The organism is Sphingomonas sp. GM_Shp_2 (genome assembly GCF_026540875.1).
GTDB lineage: Bacteria > Pseudomonadota > Alphaproteobacteria > Sphingomonadales > Sphingomonadaceae > Sphingomonas > Sphingomonas carotinifaciens.
Genome location: NZ_JALNUQ010000044.1, coordinates 19,635 through 35,610, shown reverse-complemented (window position 1 = coordinate 35,610; position 15,976 = coordinate 19,635). Strand labels below are relative to the sequence as shown.

The window sequence follows — 15,976 nt, the reverse complement described above, 5'->3', positions numbered from 1 at the left end:
AATCGTCCGAAGCTACCCGCACGACACCGGCGCCTTTACCGAAGGGCTGCTGTTCGACGGCGGTCGCCTTTATGAAAGCACCGGCCGCGAGGGGCAGAGCGTCATCCGCCAGGTCGATCTCGCCACCGGCCGCACCCTGCGCGAGGCGAAGGTGCCCGCCGGCCTGTTCGGCGAAGGCATCGTCGCGTGGAAACGCCAGTTGTTCAGCGTCACCTGGCATGGCGGCCGTGGTTTTCGCTGGTCGCTGCCCGACCTGAAGGCCGCGGGCGAGTGGCGCTATACCGGCGAAGGCTGGGCGATGACCGATGACGGCCGCCACATCATCCTGTCGGACGGAACGCCGGCGTTGCGCTTCCTCGATCCCGCCACCATGCGCGTCGCCCGCACGCTCAATGTCACCGCCAATGGCCGCCCGCTCAAGAACCTGAACGAGCTGGAATATATCGACGGGGAAATCTGGGCCAATGTCTGGATGACCCGCTTCATCGTCCGCATCGACCCCACCACCGGCAAGGTAAAGGGCGCGCTCGACTTGGCCGAACTGGTCGCAAAGGCGGGCACGACCGATCCGGACGCGGTGGCGAACGGCATCGCCTATGACCGTCAGGCCAGGCGCATCTACGTCACCGGCAAGAACTGGCCCCAATTGTTCGAGATAAAGCTGCCCGCGAAATAGGGCGGGATGGTGGGCGCTGACGGGTTCGAACCGCCGACCTACTCGGTGTAAACGAGCCGCTCTACCAGCTGAGCTAAGCGCCCCCGTCGGGGATGGTGCGTCATACCGTCATTTATGCCGGTGGCAAGACGTGATCGGTCACGCCGCGCCGCGCCGGATCCGCAACCCCGTCGCCACCAGCACCACCACCGCCAACCCGGTCAGCGCCAGCAGCATCCGGCGCCACCATCCGGTGCCGCGCACGCCGTGCAGCGACGCCGCGACGCCTTCCCCGGTGCCGCCCCCGTCCGAGCGCGCCACCGCCGCCAGCGCGCCGCCGGTATCGTCGGCCACCTTCACCTGCCGTGCGGTCCCCGCCGCGATCGTCACCAGCCAGTCGGGCGAGCGACGGGTCGGCCATGCCACCCGCGCCACCGTGCCGCCGGTCAGCGCCAGTGCATGGGCCTCGACGATGCGCAACGGCTGTGCCGGGTGTGCCAGCGGCGCCGCGCCGCCATCCGCCGCGGCGCCGCGCCACAGCAGCGGCATGCCGCTCGCCGCCATCGCCAGGACCGGCAGCGCCGCCGCCAGTCCCAGCCAGCGATGCCAGGCCCAACCGTCACTGCCGCGAAAGACCGCCACGCCCCACAGCGCCAGCCCCGACAGGGCCAGCCCGATCAATGCCAGCCCGGCCGCCGCGACCAGCCCGCGCCCGACCCACGGCACCGCCAGCGCGGCATGCACCCGCCGCACCCACGCCTCGGCACCGTGCGTCGCGTCGGCCAGCGACACGCCCGCCCCGCGCGCGGTACAGGCAAAGAGGCGATCCGCCCCGTCCGCGCCGCGCGTCGTGAAGCGCAGCACGCCCGCACCGCGCTCCATCGCGACGATCCGCCGATCCGGCGGGGCGCCGGCATGCAGCGCCGTCACACAGGCATCCGGGTCGATCGCCGCCGTCGCGGCGAAGCGCGTCGGATAGGCCACCCGCTCCACGGCCGGCCACACCGCCAGCAGCGTACCGCTCAGCGCCACCGGCACGATCAGCACCGCCAGCAGCCAGCCGATCCACCCCGCGCCCCCGCCCCGGTGCAACCGCCGCGCGACGCCGGGTCGCGGCAGCGCAGGCGCGGCGCGTGCCGGCGCACGCGGCCTGCCGGTTCGGTCTCCCCCAATCCGCCCCCCCGTGCGGCCCTTTCCGGCCGTGCGCCCCGGTGCCGTCAATCGTCCCACTCCCGCTGCATCGCCTCGGGTGGGGGGAACACCGCCCCCTCCGACCGGCCATGCCCCGTCTCCTTATCATAGGCGTGGCCCTCGGCGCGGATCTGCTCCAGCACCGCAGCCCCCGCCGCATCCGCCTTCGCACAGGGTGCCGCCGCGATCGCCGCCGCCAACCGGGGCAGCGCGCGCCTGATCCGTTCCAGATGCTCCCTCTCATGCGCCTCCAGATTGGCGGCATAGCGCTGCCACGCCTGCGCCAGTGCAGGCGGGGGATCGGGCTCGTCCAGATAGGGCAGGCGCATCGTCGCCGAATAGCGGATGGCGATCGCCTTCGGCTGGCATGGCGCGCCGCGATGCTTGCGGGCCGGTGCCGTCCATGTGCCACGGATACGACCATCCGTATACGCCTCCACCCATGCGCCGTCATTTCCGTCGCGTACCCGTGCCGCATCCAGCGCGGCGCGCACCGCCGCCACGTCGCGCCCGCGCACGGGATAGCGGTCCATCCGCACTCCGTCGAAGATGATCCGCGCGCCAGGTGACCCGGTCGCCGGCCCCAGCAGCAGCGCGCTCAGCCACAGCGCATGCATGTCAGGCCACGGCGCCCGTCAGCAACAGCCAGCTGCGCAGCGCACTCGCCAGGTTCGGTGGGTCCGCCTCGGTGATCCGCCGCGCATCGATCGCCGCGACCAGCGCCGACAGCGGCAATCCGCGGGCCACCGCCGCCGCGTCCAGCCTGTCCCAGAAGATCGGCTCCAGGCTGATCGACGTCTGGTGCCCGGCGATGGTGATCGACCGTTTCACCGGCCCGCGAAAGCCGCCGGGCGGCGCGTCGATCATCGCGTCACGGCGTGTCGAACAGCGCGGCGAGCTGCTCGATGATCGTGCCGCCAAGCTGCTCGGCATCCATGATCGTCACCGCGCGCGCATAATAGCGCGTCACGTCGTGCCCGATGCCGATCGCGATCAGTTCGACCGGGCTCTTGGTCTCGATCCAGCCGATCACCTGGCGCAGATGCCGCTCCAGATAGCTGCCGGAATTTACCGACAGCGTCGAATCGTCGACCGGCGCCCCGTCGGAGATCACCATCAGGATGCGCCGCTCCTCGGGCCGCGCGATCAGCCGGCTATGCGCCCAGACCAGCGCCTCGCCGTCGATATTCTCCTTCAACAATCCTTCGCGCATCATCAGGCCGAGGTTGGTGCGCGCGCGCCGCCACGGGTCGTCCGCCTTTTTGTAGACGATGTGGCGCACGTCGTTCAGCCGGCCCGGCTGCGGCGGGCGGCCCGCGGCCAGCCACGCCTCGCGGCTCTGCCCGCCCTTCCAGGCGCGGGTGGTGAAGCCCAGTATCTCGGTCTTCACCCCGCACCGCTCCAGCGTGCGCGCCAATATGTCCGCGCTGATCGCGGCGATGCCGATCGGCCGCCCGCGCATCGATCCCGAATTGTCGATCAGCAGCGTCACCACCGTGTCGCGGAAATCGGTGTCGCGCTCGATCTTGTAGGACAGCGACTGGGTGGGATTGACCACGACGCGCGCCAGCCGTGCCGCGTCCAGCATCCCCTCGTCCTGGTCGAAATCCCAGGACCGGGACTGCTGCGCCATCAACCGGCGCTGCAACCGGTTGGCCAGCTTCGACACCGCCGATTGCAGATGCGCCAGTTGCTGATCGAGATAGCCGCGCAGCCGCGCCAGCTCGTCCGCGTCGCACAGGTCGGTGGCGGCGACCACCTCGTCGAACTGGGTCGTCCACGGCTTGTAGTCGAATTGCGGGGTCAGGTCGGGCTGCGGTCGGTTCGGGCGCACCGGCTGCATGCCTTCCTCGCCGTCATCCTGGCCTTCGCCCTCCATGTCGTCGGGCGAGTCCTGCTGCTGCTGCTCGCCCTCGCCATCGTCGCCGTCCGACTCGCGCTGCTCGCCGCGCGCCTCGACCTGGCCCTCGCCCTGGCCGTCCTGCTCGTCCTCGCTGTCGTCGCCTTCCTCGTTGTCCGGCTCGTTCTCGCCGTCCTCGTCGTCGCCGCCGTCATCCGCATCCTCGGGCTCGACCGGCGCCTCGGTCAGCTCCAGATCGGCCAGCATCCGCGCGGCCAGCGTCTGGAACGCGCGCTGGTCGTCGATCGCCAGCGCCAGCGCGTCCAGATCGGTGCGCGCATCCACCCATTCACGCACCAGCGCCAGCGCGGGCGCCGCCGCCGCCGGGCTCTCCAGCCCCGTCAGCCGCTCGCGCACCATCAGCGCCAGCGCGGTGGACAGCGGCACCTCCGCCTCGCTGCGCGCGCGGGTGATCGGGTCGGAGCGCAGGCGCATCTCCAGCGCGGTGGCCAGGTTCTCGGTGATCCCGGCATAGCCGCGGCTGCCCAGCGCCTCGACCCGTGCCCCCTCCACCGCATCATACACCGCCCGCGCCACCGCCTCCCCCGGCGCCCCACGCAAATGCAACGCGGTATCATGATACCTGAGCTTCAACGCGAACTGGTCCGCAAACCCCCGCGCCTCCGCCACCTGCTCGGGCGGCAGGGCCCGCGCCGGCATCGGCACCTTCAGATGCTTGCCCGACTGCGCCGGCGCATCCGCGGTAAAGGCCAGCTCCACCTCCGGCTGCTCCGCGATCGCACGCGCGGTCCCGGCCAGCACGGCCTTGAACCGGTCGAGGGGGGTTTCGTTGGCCATGACCGCGTCGCTTACCTCAAGCCCGCCCGACCACGCTTTCGGGCAGGTCCTTGCCAAACACGCGCTGGTAATATTCCGCCACCAGCGACCGCTCCGCCTCGTCGCACTTGTTCAGGAACGACAGGCGGAAGGCGAAGCCGACATCGCCGAAGATCAGCGCGTTCTGCGCCCATGTGATCACCGTACGCGGGCTCATCACCGTGGAGATATCGCCGTTGACGAAGCCCTTGCGCGTCATGTCCGCGACGCGGACCATGTTCTCCACCGTCTTCTTGCCTTCCGGCTTGTCATACTCGCCCGACTTGGCGAGCACGATCTGCGCCTCGGTGGCGGCGGGCAGGTAGTTCAGCGTGACCACGATGTTCCAGCGGTCCATCTGGCCCTGGTTGATCTGCTGCGTGCCGTGATACAGGCCGCTGGTGTCGCCCAGCCCCACCGTGTTGGCGGTCGCGAACAGGCGGAACCAGCGGCTCGGCCGGATCACGCGGTTCTGGTCGAGCAGCGTCAGCTTGCCCTCGGTCTCCAGCACGCGCTGGATCACGAACATCACGTCGGGCCGCCCGGCGTCATATTCGTCGAACACGAGCGCGGTCGGCGTCTGCAGCGCCCAGGGGAGCAGGCCCTCGCGGAACTCGGTCACCTGCTGCCCGTCCTTCAGCACGATCGCGTCGCGACCGATCAGGTCGATGCGGCTGATATGGGCGTCCAGGTTGATGCGGATGCACGGCCAGTTCAGCCGCGCCGCCACCTGTTCGATATGGCTCGACTTGCCGGTGCCGTGATAGCCCTGCACCATCACCCGGCGATTGTGGGCAAAGCCCGCCAGCACCGCCATCGTCGTGTCGGGATCGAACACATAGGCGGGGTCGAGGTCGGGCACCCGCTCGTCCGCCTCGGAAAAGGCCGGCACTTCCATGTCGCTGTCCACGCCGAACACGTCGCGCACGCGAACCATCTTGTCCGGCGCGTCCATGATCGTCGTCTCGCGACTGTCAGGCTGGGTGTTGGGAATGTCCGTCATCAAAACCTCACGAAGTGCACCAAACGCTCTAGGACAGGCGCGTGTCCCGACTCAACCGTCAGCATCGGCGGCGGCACGAAGAAGCTGAACAAACGCGCCGCCGCGCCGCTGTTTCCGCCCGCCTTATACCCTTGTGGGCATCCCCATGCCCCACGTTGCTTTTTCGCGACGCCGGGCGCAGCATCGTGCCGCCTTTGAGTCGAAGCCGAAGGAGCGCGACGATGACGAGCGTCAACGGACAGTATCTGCAAGGATTCGTGGTCCCCGTCGGCACCGCGAACAAGGAAGCGTATCGCGACATGGCGGCCAGCGCATGGCCGATGTTCCGGGACTATGGCGCGCTGTCGATCATGGAGGCATGGGGCGAGGACGTGGCCGATGGCCAAGTCACCGATTTCCGCCGCGCCGTGCTGGCCGAGGAGGACGAGACGGTGGTGTTCTCCTGGATCGTCTGGCCCGACCGCGCCACCTGCGATGCGGCGAGCGAGCGGATGCGGACGGACGATCGCATGAAGCCGGATGGCCCCATGCCCTTTGACGGCAGGCGCATGATCTATGCCGGCTTCGCGCCGATCTTCCAGGCGGATCGCTGACACCATGGGCGCCTTTATCTGGTATGAGCTGATCGCCGACGACGTCGATGCCGCGGCGACCTTTTACGGCGACGTCATGGGCTGGCGCGTCGCGGATGGCGGCGTGCCCGGCATGGACTATCGCATCTTCCACGCTCCCGACGGCGATGCGGTGGGTGGTCTGCTCGCCCGCCCGCCGGTCATGGCGGACGGCGGGCGATGGTTCGGCTATGTCCGGGTGGACGATGCCGATGCCGCGGTCGCCCGCGTGGTCGACGGCGGCGGCGCCTGCCTGATGCCGGCCACCACGATCCCGCAGGCCGGGCGCATCGCGCTGCTCACCGATCCGCACGGCACGCCCTTCTACGTCATGGATCCGGTGGCCGACGACTCCACCGCCTTCCAGAACAGCACCGATGCCCGGCCCGGCCACATGGTCTGGAACGAGCTGACCGCCCCCGACGACGACGCCGCCATCACCTTTTATGCGCAGCAATTCGGCTGGCGGCAGGAGGGGGCGATGCCGATGGGCGAACTGGGCGACTATCGCTTCATCCATGACGGCCCGACCTGCATCGGTGCGGTCATGGGCCCCGTCCCCGGCACCGTGCCCGGATGGCAATTCTATACGCTGGTCCCCGATATCGATGCCGCCCTGACGCGTATCGTCGCGGCGGGCGGGCAACCGCTTCAGGGGCCGGACGAGATTCCCGGCGGCAGCTTCTCGCTGGTCGCGCAGGACCCCTGGGGCGTGCGCTTCGGCCTGGTCGGCGATCGACGGCCATGACCGACGAAAGCTTCGACCTCTCGGTCACCCGCCTGATCGATGCGCCCCTGGAGGCGGTGTGGCGCGCCTGGGTCGATCATACCGCCGAATGGTACTGCCCCGAACCCTGGCGCGCCGAGATCGTCGAGCGCGACCTGCGCCCCGGCGGCCATTCCTCGATGATCTTCCACGGTCCCGACGGGGAAGCGATGCCGGTCGAGGGCGTCTTTCTGGAGGTGCTGCCGCAACGGCGCATCGTCGCCACCGATGCGTTCGCCGCCGGCTGGGCCCCGCGCCAGCCCTTTCTGGTGCGCATCGACGCCTTCGCGCCGGAGGGCGGCGGCACGCGCTACACCGCCACCGCCCGTCACTGGACCGCGATTGCCCGCGACCAGCATATCGCGATGGGCTTCGACATTGGCTGGAACACCGCCACCGACCAGTTGGCCGCCGTCGCCCGGCGCCTCACCGTCCGGCACTGATCCTCACGCGAAGGCGGGCGCCTGTCGCAGCTGCTGATACGCGGCGATCACCTTCTGCAACTCGCGCTCCTGGCTGCGGTCGCCGCCGTTGCGATCAGGGTGATAGCGGCGCACCAGCTCGCTGTACCGCTTGCGCAGCGCATGCCGGTCCGCATCCGCCGCCAGCCCCAGCGTCTTCAGGCTTTCGCGATCCTGGCCCGACAAGGGCTTGCCGTCCTGCCGCTCGGCGGCGGGCGTGCGGCGATAGCGCGCGGCGATCGCGTCCAGCGGATCGGAAAAATCCGACCAGCGCGGCCCCGGATCACCCCCTGCGCTGGCAAAGGCGCGCGTTTCGCGCTCCCACCCGGCATAGGGTCGCTGTGCCTGATGGATCTCGTCCGCGGTCATCCCGTTGAAGTAATTGTAGCGCTGGTTGAACGCGCGCACATGCTCCAGGCAGAACCAGCGGAACTGCCCCGGCCCATCGCGCCCGCCCGGCCCTTCCAGCGGCGGCGCGCGAAACTCGCCCGCTTCCGCGCATCCCGGCTCGTCGCAAACACGGCCGCTGTTCTCGACCCGGCCATGGAACCGCGCTCCCGGCCGTGCCGCACTCTCCTTCGCCGTCCGTCTCACCGGCTCCCCGCTGCAACAAAAGCGGCTATATAGGAACGATGACCGACCCCGCCACCGCCTCCGCCCTGCCCGTTGCAGACCAGATCGCCGCCCGCCTGACCGCGGCGCTTGCCCCCACCCGTCTGGAGGTGGCCAATGAAAGCGCGATGCACCACGGCCATCTCGGCGACGACGGCACCGGTGAAAGCCACTTCCGCGTCACCATCGAAGCACCTGCTTTTTCAGGCGTTTCCCGTGTCGGGCGGCAGCGTCTGGTGAACCAAGCGCTGGCCGATCTGTTGAGAGACAGGATCCACGCGCTCGCGATCAGCGCCCGCGCACCCGGAGAATGATGCATGCCTTATAAGCTCTGGTACTGGCCCTCCATTCAGGGCCGCGGCGAATTCGTGCGCCTGGCGCTCGAAGCTGCGGAGATTCCCTATGTGGATGCGGCCCGGACCGAGGGCATCGACGCGATGATGCAGGTCATGGCGGCAAAGGACGGCCGCGCCCCCTTCGCCCCGCCCTTTCTGCAAAGCGAAACCACGGTGATCGGCCAGGTCGCGGCCATTCTGATGTTTCTGGGCGAACGCCACCATCTCGCCCCCAGCGGCATGGCCGATCGCATGTGGCTCAACCAGTTGCAGCTCACCATCGCCGACATGGTCGCCGAGGTGCACGACGTGCACCACCCGGTCGGCATGATGGACTATTACGAGGACCAGAAGGCGGAGGCGGCGCGCACCGCGACCCAGTTCCGCGAGCAGCGCATGCCCAAATTCCTGTCCTATTTCGAGGACGCGACGAAGGCCACCCGCGGTGAATGGCTGGTCGGCGACCGCTGGACCTATGCGGACACCTCGCTGTTCCAGCTGGTCGAGGGTCTGCGCTACATGTTCCCCAGGCGGATGGCGACGCTTGAGCCCGATCTGCCCGGCCTCGTCGCCTTGCGCGACCGGGTGGCGAACCTGCCCGGCATCCGCCGCTATCTCGCCAGCGACCGCCGCCTGCCCTTCTCGACCGAGGGCATTTTCCGCCACTATCCCGAACTCGACGTGGCATGAGTGCCGCCTCGCTTGCCACGCGTCCCGCCGCGCGCATCCTGCTGGTCGATGGCTGCGACCGCGTGCTGCTGTTCCGCTTCACCCCGCCCGATCGCCCGCCCTTCTGGGTGACGCCGGGCGGCGCGGTCGATCCGGGGGAAAGCTATGAACAGGCGGCGGCGCGCGAGTTGGCCGAGGAGGTGGGGCTGGCCGCTGATTGCGGCCCCCAGGTCGCCCGGCGAGAGGTGGAGTTCCTGACCCTGCAGGGTGTGCAGGTGCTTGCCGACGAACGATATTTCCGCATCGACATCGATACCTGCGTGGTCGATCCGGCCGGCCACACCGATCTGGAACGCCAGGTGATGCGCGAATGGCGGTGGTTCGAACGCGCCGAGATTGATCGCTGGGCAGAGCCGATCTACCCCGCCGATCTGGTCGCCATGCTGGATGCGACCAACAGTTCGGGACCGCGCGATGCTTGATGACGTCATCCTTCAGACCATTCTACCCGTCACGCACGATCTCGGCGGGTTCAAGGTGCATCGCACCCTGCCGGCGAAGGAACGCACCATGGTCGGGCCGTTCCTGTTCTTCGACCAGATGGGGCCGGCGCAGCTCGCCGTCGGCGGCGGCATCGACGTGCGCCCGCATCCGCACATCAACCTGTCCACCGTCACCTATCTGTTCGACGGCGCGCTCGACCACCGCGATTCGCTCGGCACGCTGGCGACGATCGAGCCCGGCGCGGTCAACCTGATGACCGCGGGGCACGGCATCGTCCATTCCGAACGCTCCCCCTTTGCCGACCGCGCCGGCGGCGCGCTGCTGTCGGGCATCCAGACCTGGCTCGCCATGCCGGAGGACCGGGAGGAGATGGACCCCGCCTTCGAACACGTCACCGCCGCCGCCCTGCCGACGATCGAGGCGCACGGCGCCCGCGCCCGGATCATCATGGGGGAATTGTGGGGCCAGCGTGCGCCCACCACCACCTATGCCGGCACCATCTATGCCGACATATCGCTCGATCCCGGCGCCTCCGTGCCGATCGACGCCGCGGCGGACGAACGCGCGCTCTATCTGGCGGAGGGCAGCGCCGAGCTGGAGGGCATGGCGCTGGAGCCGCAACGCCTCTACGTGCTGCGCCCCGGCCTCGCCGCCACTCTCACCTCGCGCAGCGGCGGTCGTGCGATGCTGTGCGGCGGCGACGCCTTTGCCACGCCGCGCCATGTCTGGTGGAATTTCGTGTCCTCGCGCCGCGACCGCATCGCGGAGGCGCGCCGCGCCTGGACCGCGGGCGAATTTCCCCTGATTCCCGACGACGATGCCGAACGGATCGAAATCCCCGGCACGCCCAAGACGGTCAGCTATCCATGAACGATCCGGTGCCACCCTTCCCGCTGACCAGGGTGGCACTGGCCACCGGTGTCGAGCTGGATACGGTCATGCTGGGCGATCCCGCCGCCCCGCCGATCATCCTGCTCCACGGCTTTCCCGAATCGCACCGCACCTGGCGGCACCTGCTCCCCGATCTCGCGCGCGACCATCATGTCATCGCGCCCGACCAGCGCGGCTATGCCGGCTCGTCGAAGCCCGACGGGGTGGAGGCCTATGCCGCCGACCGTATCGTCGCCGACCTGCTCGTGCTCGCCGATGCGCTCGGCATCGATCGCTTCACGCTCGTCGGACATGACTGGGGCGGCGCCGTCGCCTGGATGGCGGCACTGCGCGCGCCCGATCGGGTCGAACGGCTCGTCATCCTCAACGCGCCGCACCCTTATGTCTTCCAGCGCGCGCTCCTCGACGATCCCGAACAGCGCGCCGCCAGCCAGTATATCACTCGTTTCCGCGAAACCGCGCTGGATGGGGGATGGACCGGCACCGCGCTCGAACGCTTCTTCGCCACCGGCCTGGCCCGGCACGCCGCCGCCCACCTGCTCGGCCCCGAAAAAGCGATCTATCTCGAACAATGGAGCCGCCCCGGCGCGATGACCGCGATGCTCAACTGGTATCGCGCCAGCCGCTTCCTCGTCCCCGCGCCCGGCGAAGACCCGCCCCGCCCCGCCTGGATCGACGCGCCCTTCCCCCCGATCCGCCAACCGACGCTCGTCATCTGGGGCATGAAGGACAAGGCCCTGCTCCCCGGCCAGATCGACGGCCTGCCCGACGTCGTACCCGACCTTACCATCGTAAAACTGGACGCCGGCCACTTCGTCCCCTGGGAAGCGCCCGACGCGGTCCTGAACGCCCTGCGCAACTGGCTCCCGGCCCCCTCTTCCCCGCAGGAAACATCAGAAAAATAGCACCCCGCGCCGTCCGAGCGTTCTGCACGCAGAAAACCATACCCGCCGCAAAGCGGCAGCATCACACCAACCCAAGCCCATACATCTGCGATCGGCCACGCCCCGCCCCCACACAAACTCTCCGCGTCTCCGCGTCTCCGCGCGAACCAATCGTCTTTTTCTCTTCGCGTCTTCGCGTCTTCGCGTGAATCACAGCCAAACCTGGCCGCATCCAAGTCGATAGTTGGTTCACGCGAAGCCGCGAAGCCGCGAAGAAGAATTGGTTCACGCGGAGACGCGGAGACGCGGAGGATGTTGTGGGGCAGGAAGGGTTACGTCCCTTCCATCGCTTTCGATGCCGCTGCGCGGCGAGAGGCGCATCCCGGCAGACGCAGCGCCCATTATCCTACCGCCGCATCGCCCCCAGCAACGCCTCCAGATACGCGCTCACCTCCCCCACCAGCGACCCGCCAAATCGCGGGTTGAGTTCCAGGATGCGCACCCGCCCCTCCTCCAGCTTGTAGTTGAAGCAGCACGTCCCCTCGAACCCCAGCGCTTCCAATATCGCCACGCACACCGGATAGGCCGCGCCCGGATCGGCCGGCACCGTGCTCAGCGCCCGCTGCTCCGCACCGCGCACCCCCAGCGTCACCCCCATGTCATAGGCGTAACACAGCGAATACCGGATGCGCCCATCCACGCGCAGCAGGTGCAGCACATATTCCACCGCGCCTGCCACCGCATGCTGGCAGAAGCTGTCGGCGATCGGCACATCCTCGCCGGGCGCGCGCACCATCCGGCACCCGACCCCGAAGTCACCCCGCCGGCCTTTGCGGATATAGGGATAGGTGGTGGGCGGATCGGGCAGCAAAGGCGGGATCGCATCGCCGAAGCCGAGCGCGATCACCCGCTGGTTGAACGCCAGCTTGTCGTCGCACACCGCCACCAGTTCGGCACTGGGCAGCACCGCCCGCGCCCCCGCCGCCCGCGCGGCTGCGATCTGGTCGACGCGCAGGGGCACCACGCAATCGAACGCGGCGAAATCGACCGAATCGAAGGCCGCGAACGTCACGTCGAATCGCGCATGATCGACGAATCGCTCGATCGCCGGTGCTTGCGTCGAATGGTCGCCGAACAGGATGCGGGATCGCATCATCATCTCTGGTAAGGGAATGGTGCCCAAGGGCGGGATCGAACCACCGACACTGCGATTTTCAGTCGCATGCTCTACCAACTGAGCTACTTGGGCCCGGACCGCGTTGCGATCGGAGACGCGCGTTTAGGGGCGGTTTTCGCCCATGTCCAGCCCTTCTTCGTCTGCCGGCGGTCCCGGCACGCGATATCCGTCGCCCAGCCATTGCAACAGGTCGCGGTCGCGGCATCCGCGCGAGCAGAAGGGCTTGTAATCGGGCACGGCCGGCTGGCCGCAGATCGGGCATTTCATCCGCCACGCTCCAATTGATGCTGCACGCCCGTGCGGCGCGCCAGTTCGGCGCACCAGTCCGGGCGCGCGATGATTCGGTCATACACCGCCGGCGCCAGCCGGTGGATGCGCGAGGCAGTGACCGGCGCCCGCTCGATCTGGCGCAGCGCGGCGCGCGCCGCCGCCGCCACCGGGTCCGCCGCCAATCGCTCCGGAATCGATGCGCGCGGTCGCGGCCGCACGATCTGGAGGAAACCGAAGCCGTTGACCGCGGTCCGCTCGAACGGGGGCGCCAGCTCGGCGTCGATCGCCTCGGCCACCGCCAGTCGCGCCGCCTTGCCCTCGATCGTCGGGAAATCGATGCCGATCGACCCGCCGATGCCATGCCGCCGGATCGCGCGCGCCACGCTCCGCGCCGCGGCGAGCGCCAGCGCATCGTGCGGCGGCGCGCCATCCACGTCGAACAGCGTCATCGCCGGCGTCGCGGTCATGCGCAGCGCCCCCGGCCCGAAGCCGATCTCGCCCGTCACCGCCTCGTCCAGCAGTTCGGACCAGCCCGCCGCCTCCAGCGCATCCGCCTCATGCGACCGCATTTGCCGCACCGGAACACCACTCGCCATAATCCGCTGCAACAGGTCCGGCCCCGCCCCAGGCGCCGCCTCGCTCGCCACCGCCTTGGGCAGCTTGGCGCGACCCCGCTCGGGGATCGCCTCGCGCACCACCTGCACGGTGAGCCCACCGCCTTGCGTCACCCCCGCGGGCACGCGCCCCAGAAACACGTCACCGCCCGCAGCCAGCGTCACCCGTCCCTGCCGTCCGGGCAGGATCTCCACCAGACGCCCGGCCGCGACGGTATCGACGGCCAGCACATCCTCCGGCTCGATCGCCGCCTCGACGATGCAGCCGTCCGCGACCAGCGCGGCCCGTGCCTCGCCGATCCCCGCCTCGTACAGCCATTCAGCCAAGCGGCAGGCCGGACGCCTTCAGCAGCGCGCGCGCCTCGAACAGGGGCAGGCCGACGACGCCCGAATGGCTGCCCGACAGGAAGCGGACGAACGCCTCGGCGCGACCCTGGATCGCATAGCCGCCCGCCTTGCCCAGCCCCTCGCCGCACGCGACATAATCGTCGATCTCGGCCGCCGACAGCGGCTTGAACGCGACCACCGTGTCGGCGATCCGCGTGCGAACGGTGCCCGCCGCATCGATCACGCAGATCGCGGACAAGGCATGGTGGCGCCGGCCGGACAGCAGCGCGAGCAGGCGGCGCTGCACGCCCTCATCGGTTGCGGGCGGCAGGATGCGGCGCCCGACCGCGATGGTGGTGTCGCCCGCGATCACGATCTCGCCCGGCCCCCGCACCACGGCCTGCGCCTTCTCCACCGCCAGCCGCAGCGCATAGACGCGCGGCAACTCGTTCGGCCGCGGCTCCTCGTCGATGTCGGGGGCGGCCTGGCGCGCAGGCACGGCACCGATCCGCGCGAGCAGGTCGCGACGGCGCGGGCTGGAAGAAGCTAGAACGAGGGCGGGGTTCATGATGACCTCGCCGCCAACATCACCCATCACTTGAAGCGATATGTGATCCGGCCCTTGGTCAGGTCGTACGGGGTCAGCTCGACGAGCACCTCGTCGCCGACCAGCACGCGGATGCGGTTCTTGCGCATCTTGCCTGCGGTGTGTCCCAGAATCTCGTGGTCGTTCTCGAGCTGCACGCGGAACATCGCGTTGGGGAGAAGCTCCACCACGCGGCCACGCATCTCGAGCAGTTCTTCCTTGGCCAAAAAGCTACCTCAACTGGTCGTAAAAAGGGTTCGCCGCAACGGCGCGCCGCCTTAGCCGAGAAAGGCTCGAAAAGAAAGGCACGCAAGGTTACGGGGATGCGACCCATATGGGTAGCGCATCTCGGGCCGGCAAGTCACGCGCGCTTCGCCGCCCCGCCGGCCCCGCCCCCGCCGCCGGCGACACCATGCGCCACCACGCTCGCCACCGCCAGGTCGCCGGTCACGTTCAGCATCGACCGGCACATGTCCAGAAACCGGTCGACGCCCAGGATCAGGCCGATCGCGGTCGGCGGCACGCCCACCATCCCCAGGATCAGCGCGATGACGGGCAGCGATCCCGCCGGCACGCCTGCGGTGCCGATCCCGCCCAGGATGCACACCGCCATCACCATCGCCTGCTGCCCCAGCGACAGGTCGTGCCCGAACAGTTGCGCCAGAAAGATCACCGTCACGCCTTCGAAGATCGCGGTACCGTTCTGGTTCGCGGTCGCCCCGATGGTCAGCACGAAGCGCGACACCTTGCGCGGCAGCTTCAACTGTTCCTCCGCGACCTTCAACGAGGTGGGCAGCGTCGCGTTCGACGATGCGGTGGCGAACGCCATTACCATCGCCTCCTGCACGCCGGCAAAGAAGCGCCACGGCCGCATGCCGCCGCCCAGCCACACCGCCAGTCCGTAGACGACGACCAGCTGGAACCCCAGCGCCAGCAGCACGGTGCCGACATAGGCGCCCAGCCGCACCAGCAGGTCCAGCCCGAACAGCGCCGCGAGATTGAACATGAAACACGCCACCGCGATCGGCGCCAGCCGGATCACCAGCCCGATCAGCCGCAGCGTCACCGCCAGGATTCCCTCGATCGCCTCGCGCAGCGCCCGCGTCTTCTCCTCGCCGACCAGCACCAGCCCGATGCCGAAGGCGAGCGCGAACACCATCAGCGCCAATATGTCGTCCTGCGACGCGGCGCGGATCACGTTGGACGGAATGATCGCCAGCACCTGCTCGACCGCGCCCGGCTGCTCGCGCGTCGATGCCAGGATGCTCCCCGCCCCCTGCTGCGCCTGCGCCAGCAGCGCGCGCGCCGTCTCCGCATCCACCCCGCTGCCGGGCCGCAGCACGTTGACCAGCACCAGCGCCACCACCACCGAAATCGCCGACAGCACCAGCGTCGCCGCGAGTGTCCGCAACCCGATCCGCTTCAGCGCGGCGACATCGCCCATCTCCGCCACACCCATCACCAGCGCGGAAAACAGCAGCGGGATGACCAGCATGAACAACAGGCGCAGGAACATCTGACCCAGCGGCCCGGTGACATAGGTCGTCACCGTCTCCACCCAGTCCGCGCCGCCGGCGGTCAGGTTGACGAGCAGCCCGCCGCCAAGCCCTAGCGCAAAGCCGATCAGCATCTGATAATGCAGCGCGATGCGCGGGGCCGGGGCGGCGGGTGTCTCGGTCATCCCCGATCAACGCCCGGCGGCGA

Annotated in this window: 21 protein-coding genes and 2 tRNA genes; 9 read left to right on the top strand and 14 right to left on the bottom strand. The window is 69.2% G+C overall.

Features of this window, described 5'->3' with window-relative positions; translation table 11 throughout:
* The coding region (locus tag OXR08_RS14345; RefSeq protein ID WP_267350914.1) for a glutaminyl-peptide cyclotransferase at positions 1-676 on the top strand (676 nt) is incomplete at its 5' end.
* Between the two features lie 7 nt (positions 677-683).
* On the opposite strand, the gene OXR08_RS14340 is transcribed toward OXR08_RS14345, so the two are convergent.
* The 6 genes from OXR08_RS14340 to cobS all read right to left on the bottom strand — a co-directional run bounded on the left by OXR08_RS14340 (position 684) and on the right by cobS (position 5,565).
* Positions 684-759 (bottom strand) — tRNA-Val (locus OXR08_RS14340).
* A gap of 55 nt (positions 760-814) precedes the next feature.
* The gene (locus OXR08_RS14335) at positions 815-1,747 is read right to left on the bottom strand and encodes a PepSY-associated TM helix domain-containing protein (RefSeq protein ID WP_267350912.1); all 933 of its coding nucleotides are present in this window, start codon (positions 1,745-1,747) and stop codon (positions 815-817) included.
* Between the two features lie 125 nt (positions 1,748-1,872).
* Positions 1,873-2,463, bottom strand: coding sequence for a DUF922 domain-containing protein (locus tag OXR08_RS14330; protein WP_267350910.1), 591 nt, complete (start codon positions 2,461-2,463; stop codon positions 1,873-1,875).
* Position 2,464: 1 nt separating this feature from the next.
* Positions 2,465-2,713 carry a ribbon-helix-helix domain-containing protein gene (locus OXR08_RS14325; protein WP_267350907.1) on the bottom strand — a complete coding sequence of 83 codons (249 nt, stop codon included), beginning with the start codon at positions 2,711-2,713 and terminating at the stop codon, positions 2,465-2,467.
* A gap of 4 nt (positions 2,714-2,717) precedes the next feature.
* The gene (gene cobT, locus OXR08_RS14320) at positions 2,718-4,544 is read right to left on the bottom strand and encodes a cobaltochelatase subunit CobT (protein WP_267350905.1); all 1,827 of its coding nucleotides are present in this window, start codon (positions 4,542-4,544) and stop codon (positions 2,718-2,720) included.
* A gap of 16 nt (positions 4,545-4,560) precedes the next feature.
* Positions 4,561-5,565 (bottom strand): cobaltochelatase subunit CobS, encoded by a 1,005-nt coding sequence (gene cobS / locus OXR08_RS14315; protein ID WP_112383819.1) that lies wholly within the window; start codon positions 5,563-5,565, stop codon positions 4,561-4,563.
* Positions 5,566-5,786: 221 nt separating this feature from the next.
* Between cobS and OXR08_RS14310 the strand changes: the two genes are divergently transcribed.
* From OXR08_RS14310 to OXR08_RS14300, 3 genes are read left to right on the top strand one after another with little or no spacing between them, the layout of a single operon-like run.
* Entirely contained in the window at positions 5,787-6,158 is a 372-nt protein-coding gene (locus OXR08_RS14310; protein ID WP_267350903.1) for a DUF1428 domain-containing protein, read from the top strand.
* A gap of 4 nt (positions 6,159-6,162) precedes the next feature.
* On the top strand, positions 6,163-6,924 hold the full coding sequence (locus OXR08_RS14305) for a VOC family protein (RefSeq protein WP_267350901.1): 762 nt from the start codon (positions 6,163-6,165) through the stop codon (positions 6,922-6,924).
* Positions 6,921-7,385 carry an SRPBCC family protein gene (locus tag OXR08_RS14300; protein ID WP_267350899.1) on the top strand — a complete coding sequence of 155 codons (465 nt, stop codon included), beginning with the start codon at positions 6,921-6,923 and terminating at the stop codon, positions 7,383-7,385. Before OXR08_RS14305 ends, OXR08_RS14300 begins: the two co-directional genes overlap by 4 nt.
* A 3-nt stretch (positions 7,386-7,388) precedes the next feature.
* Here OXR08_RS14300 and OXR08_RS14295 read toward each other — a convergent pair whose 3' ends face one another.
* The gene (locus OXR08_RS14295; protein ID WP_112383823.1) at positions 7,389-7,997 is read right to left on the bottom strand and encodes a J domain-containing protein; all 609 of its coding nucleotides are present in this window, start codon (positions 7,995-7,997) and stop codon (positions 7,389-7,391) included.
* Between the two features lie 38 nt (positions 7,998-8,035).
* On the opposite strand from OXR08_RS14295, the gene OXR08_RS14290 reads away from it, so the two are divergent.
* The 5 genes from OXR08_RS14290 to OXR08_RS14270 are packed head-to-tail and all read left to right on the top strand — an operon-like array spanning position 8,036 to position 11,319.
* Positions 8,036-8,329, top strand: coding sequence for a BolA family protein (locus OXR08_RS14290; RefSeq protein WP_112383824.1), 294 nt, complete (start codon positions 8,036-8,038; stop codon positions 8,327-8,329).
* A 3-nt stretch (positions 8,330-8,332) separates the two neighbouring features.
* Positions 8,333-9,040 carry a glutathione S-transferase gene (locus tag OXR08_RS14285; protein ID WP_267350897.1) on the top strand — a complete coding sequence of 236 codons (708 nt, stop codon included), beginning with the start codon at positions 8,333-8,335 and terminating at the stop codon, positions 9,038-9,040.
* Positions 9,037-9,501, top strand: coding sequence for an NUDIX domain-containing protein (locus OXR08_RS14280; protein ID WP_267350895.1), 465 nt, complete (start codon positions 9,037-9,039; stop codon positions 9,499-9,501). Before OXR08_RS14285 ends, OXR08_RS14280 begins: the two co-directional genes overlap by 4 nt.
* Positions 9,494-10,393 carry a pirin family protein gene (locus OXR08_RS14275; protein WP_112383827.1) on the top strand — a complete coding sequence of 300 codons (900 nt, stop codon included), beginning with the start codon at positions 9,494-9,496 and terminating at the stop codon, positions 10,391-10,393. The genes OXR08_RS14280 and OXR08_RS14275 overlap by 8 nt, the downstream gene beginning before the upstream one ends.
* On the top strand, positions 10,390-11,319 hold the full coding sequence (locus OXR08_RS14270) for an alpha/beta hydrolase (protein WP_267350892.1): 930 nt from the start codon (positions 10,390-10,392) through the stop codon (positions 11,317-11,319). Before OXR08_RS14275 ends, OXR08_RS14270 begins: the two co-directional genes overlap by 4 nt.
* Before the next feature lie 385 nt (positions 11,320-11,704).
* Here the strand turns inward: OXR08_RS14270 and OXR08_RS14265 are convergent, their stop codons facing one another.
* The 7 genes from OXR08_RS14265 to OXR08_RS14235 all read right to left on the bottom strand — a co-directional run bounded on the left by OXR08_RS14265 (position 11,705) and on the right by OXR08_RS14235 (position 15,953).
* On the bottom strand, positions 11,705-12,457 hold the full coding sequence (locus OXR08_RS14265) for a hypothetical protein (RefSeq protein WP_267350890.1): 753 nt from the start codon (positions 12,455-12,457) through the stop codon (positions 11,705-11,707).
* Between the two features lie 14 nt (positions 12,458-12,471).
* Positions 12,472-12,547: transfer RNA gene (locus OXR08_RS14260), tRNA-Phe, on the bottom strand.
* A 30-nt stretch (positions 12,548-12,577) separates the two neighbouring features.
* Positions 12,578-12,742, bottom strand: coding sequence for a DNA gyrase inhibitor YacG (yacG, locus tag OXR08_RS14255; RefSeq protein ID WP_267350888.1), 165 nt, complete (start codon positions 12,740-12,742; stop codon positions 12,578-12,580).
* Complete coding sequence (locus OXR08_RS14250) at positions 12,739-13,686, bottom strand: ribonuclease (protein WP_267350885.1); 948 nt, start codon at positions 13,684-13,686, stop codon at positions 12,739-12,741. Before OXR08_RS14250 ends, yacG begins: the two co-directional genes overlap by 4 nt.
* On the bottom strand, positions 13,679-14,281 hold the full coding sequence (locus tag OXR08_RS14245) for a nucleoside triphosphate pyrophosphatase (RefSeq protein ID WP_267350883.1): 603 nt from the start codon (positions 14,279-14,281) through the stop codon (positions 13,679-13,681). Before OXR08_RS14245 ends, OXR08_RS14250 begins: the two co-directional genes overlap by 8 nt.
* Positions 14,281-14,499, bottom strand: coding sequence for a translation initiation factor IF-1 (gene infA / locus OXR08_RS14240; protein WP_007403889.1), 219 nt, complete (start codon positions 14,497-14,499; stop codon positions 14,281-14,283). Before infA ends, OXR08_RS14245 begins: the two co-directional genes overlap by 1 nt.
* A 134-nt stretch (positions 14,500-14,633) precedes the next feature.
* The gene (locus OXR08_RS14235; RefSeq protein WP_267350860.1) at positions 14,634-15,953 is read right to left on the bottom strand and encodes a dicarboxylate/amino acid:cation symporter; all 1,320 of its coding nucleotides are present in this window, start codon (positions 15,951-15,953) and stop codon (positions 14,634-14,636) included.
* Between the last annotated feature and the right edge of the window lie 23 nt (positions 15,954-15,976).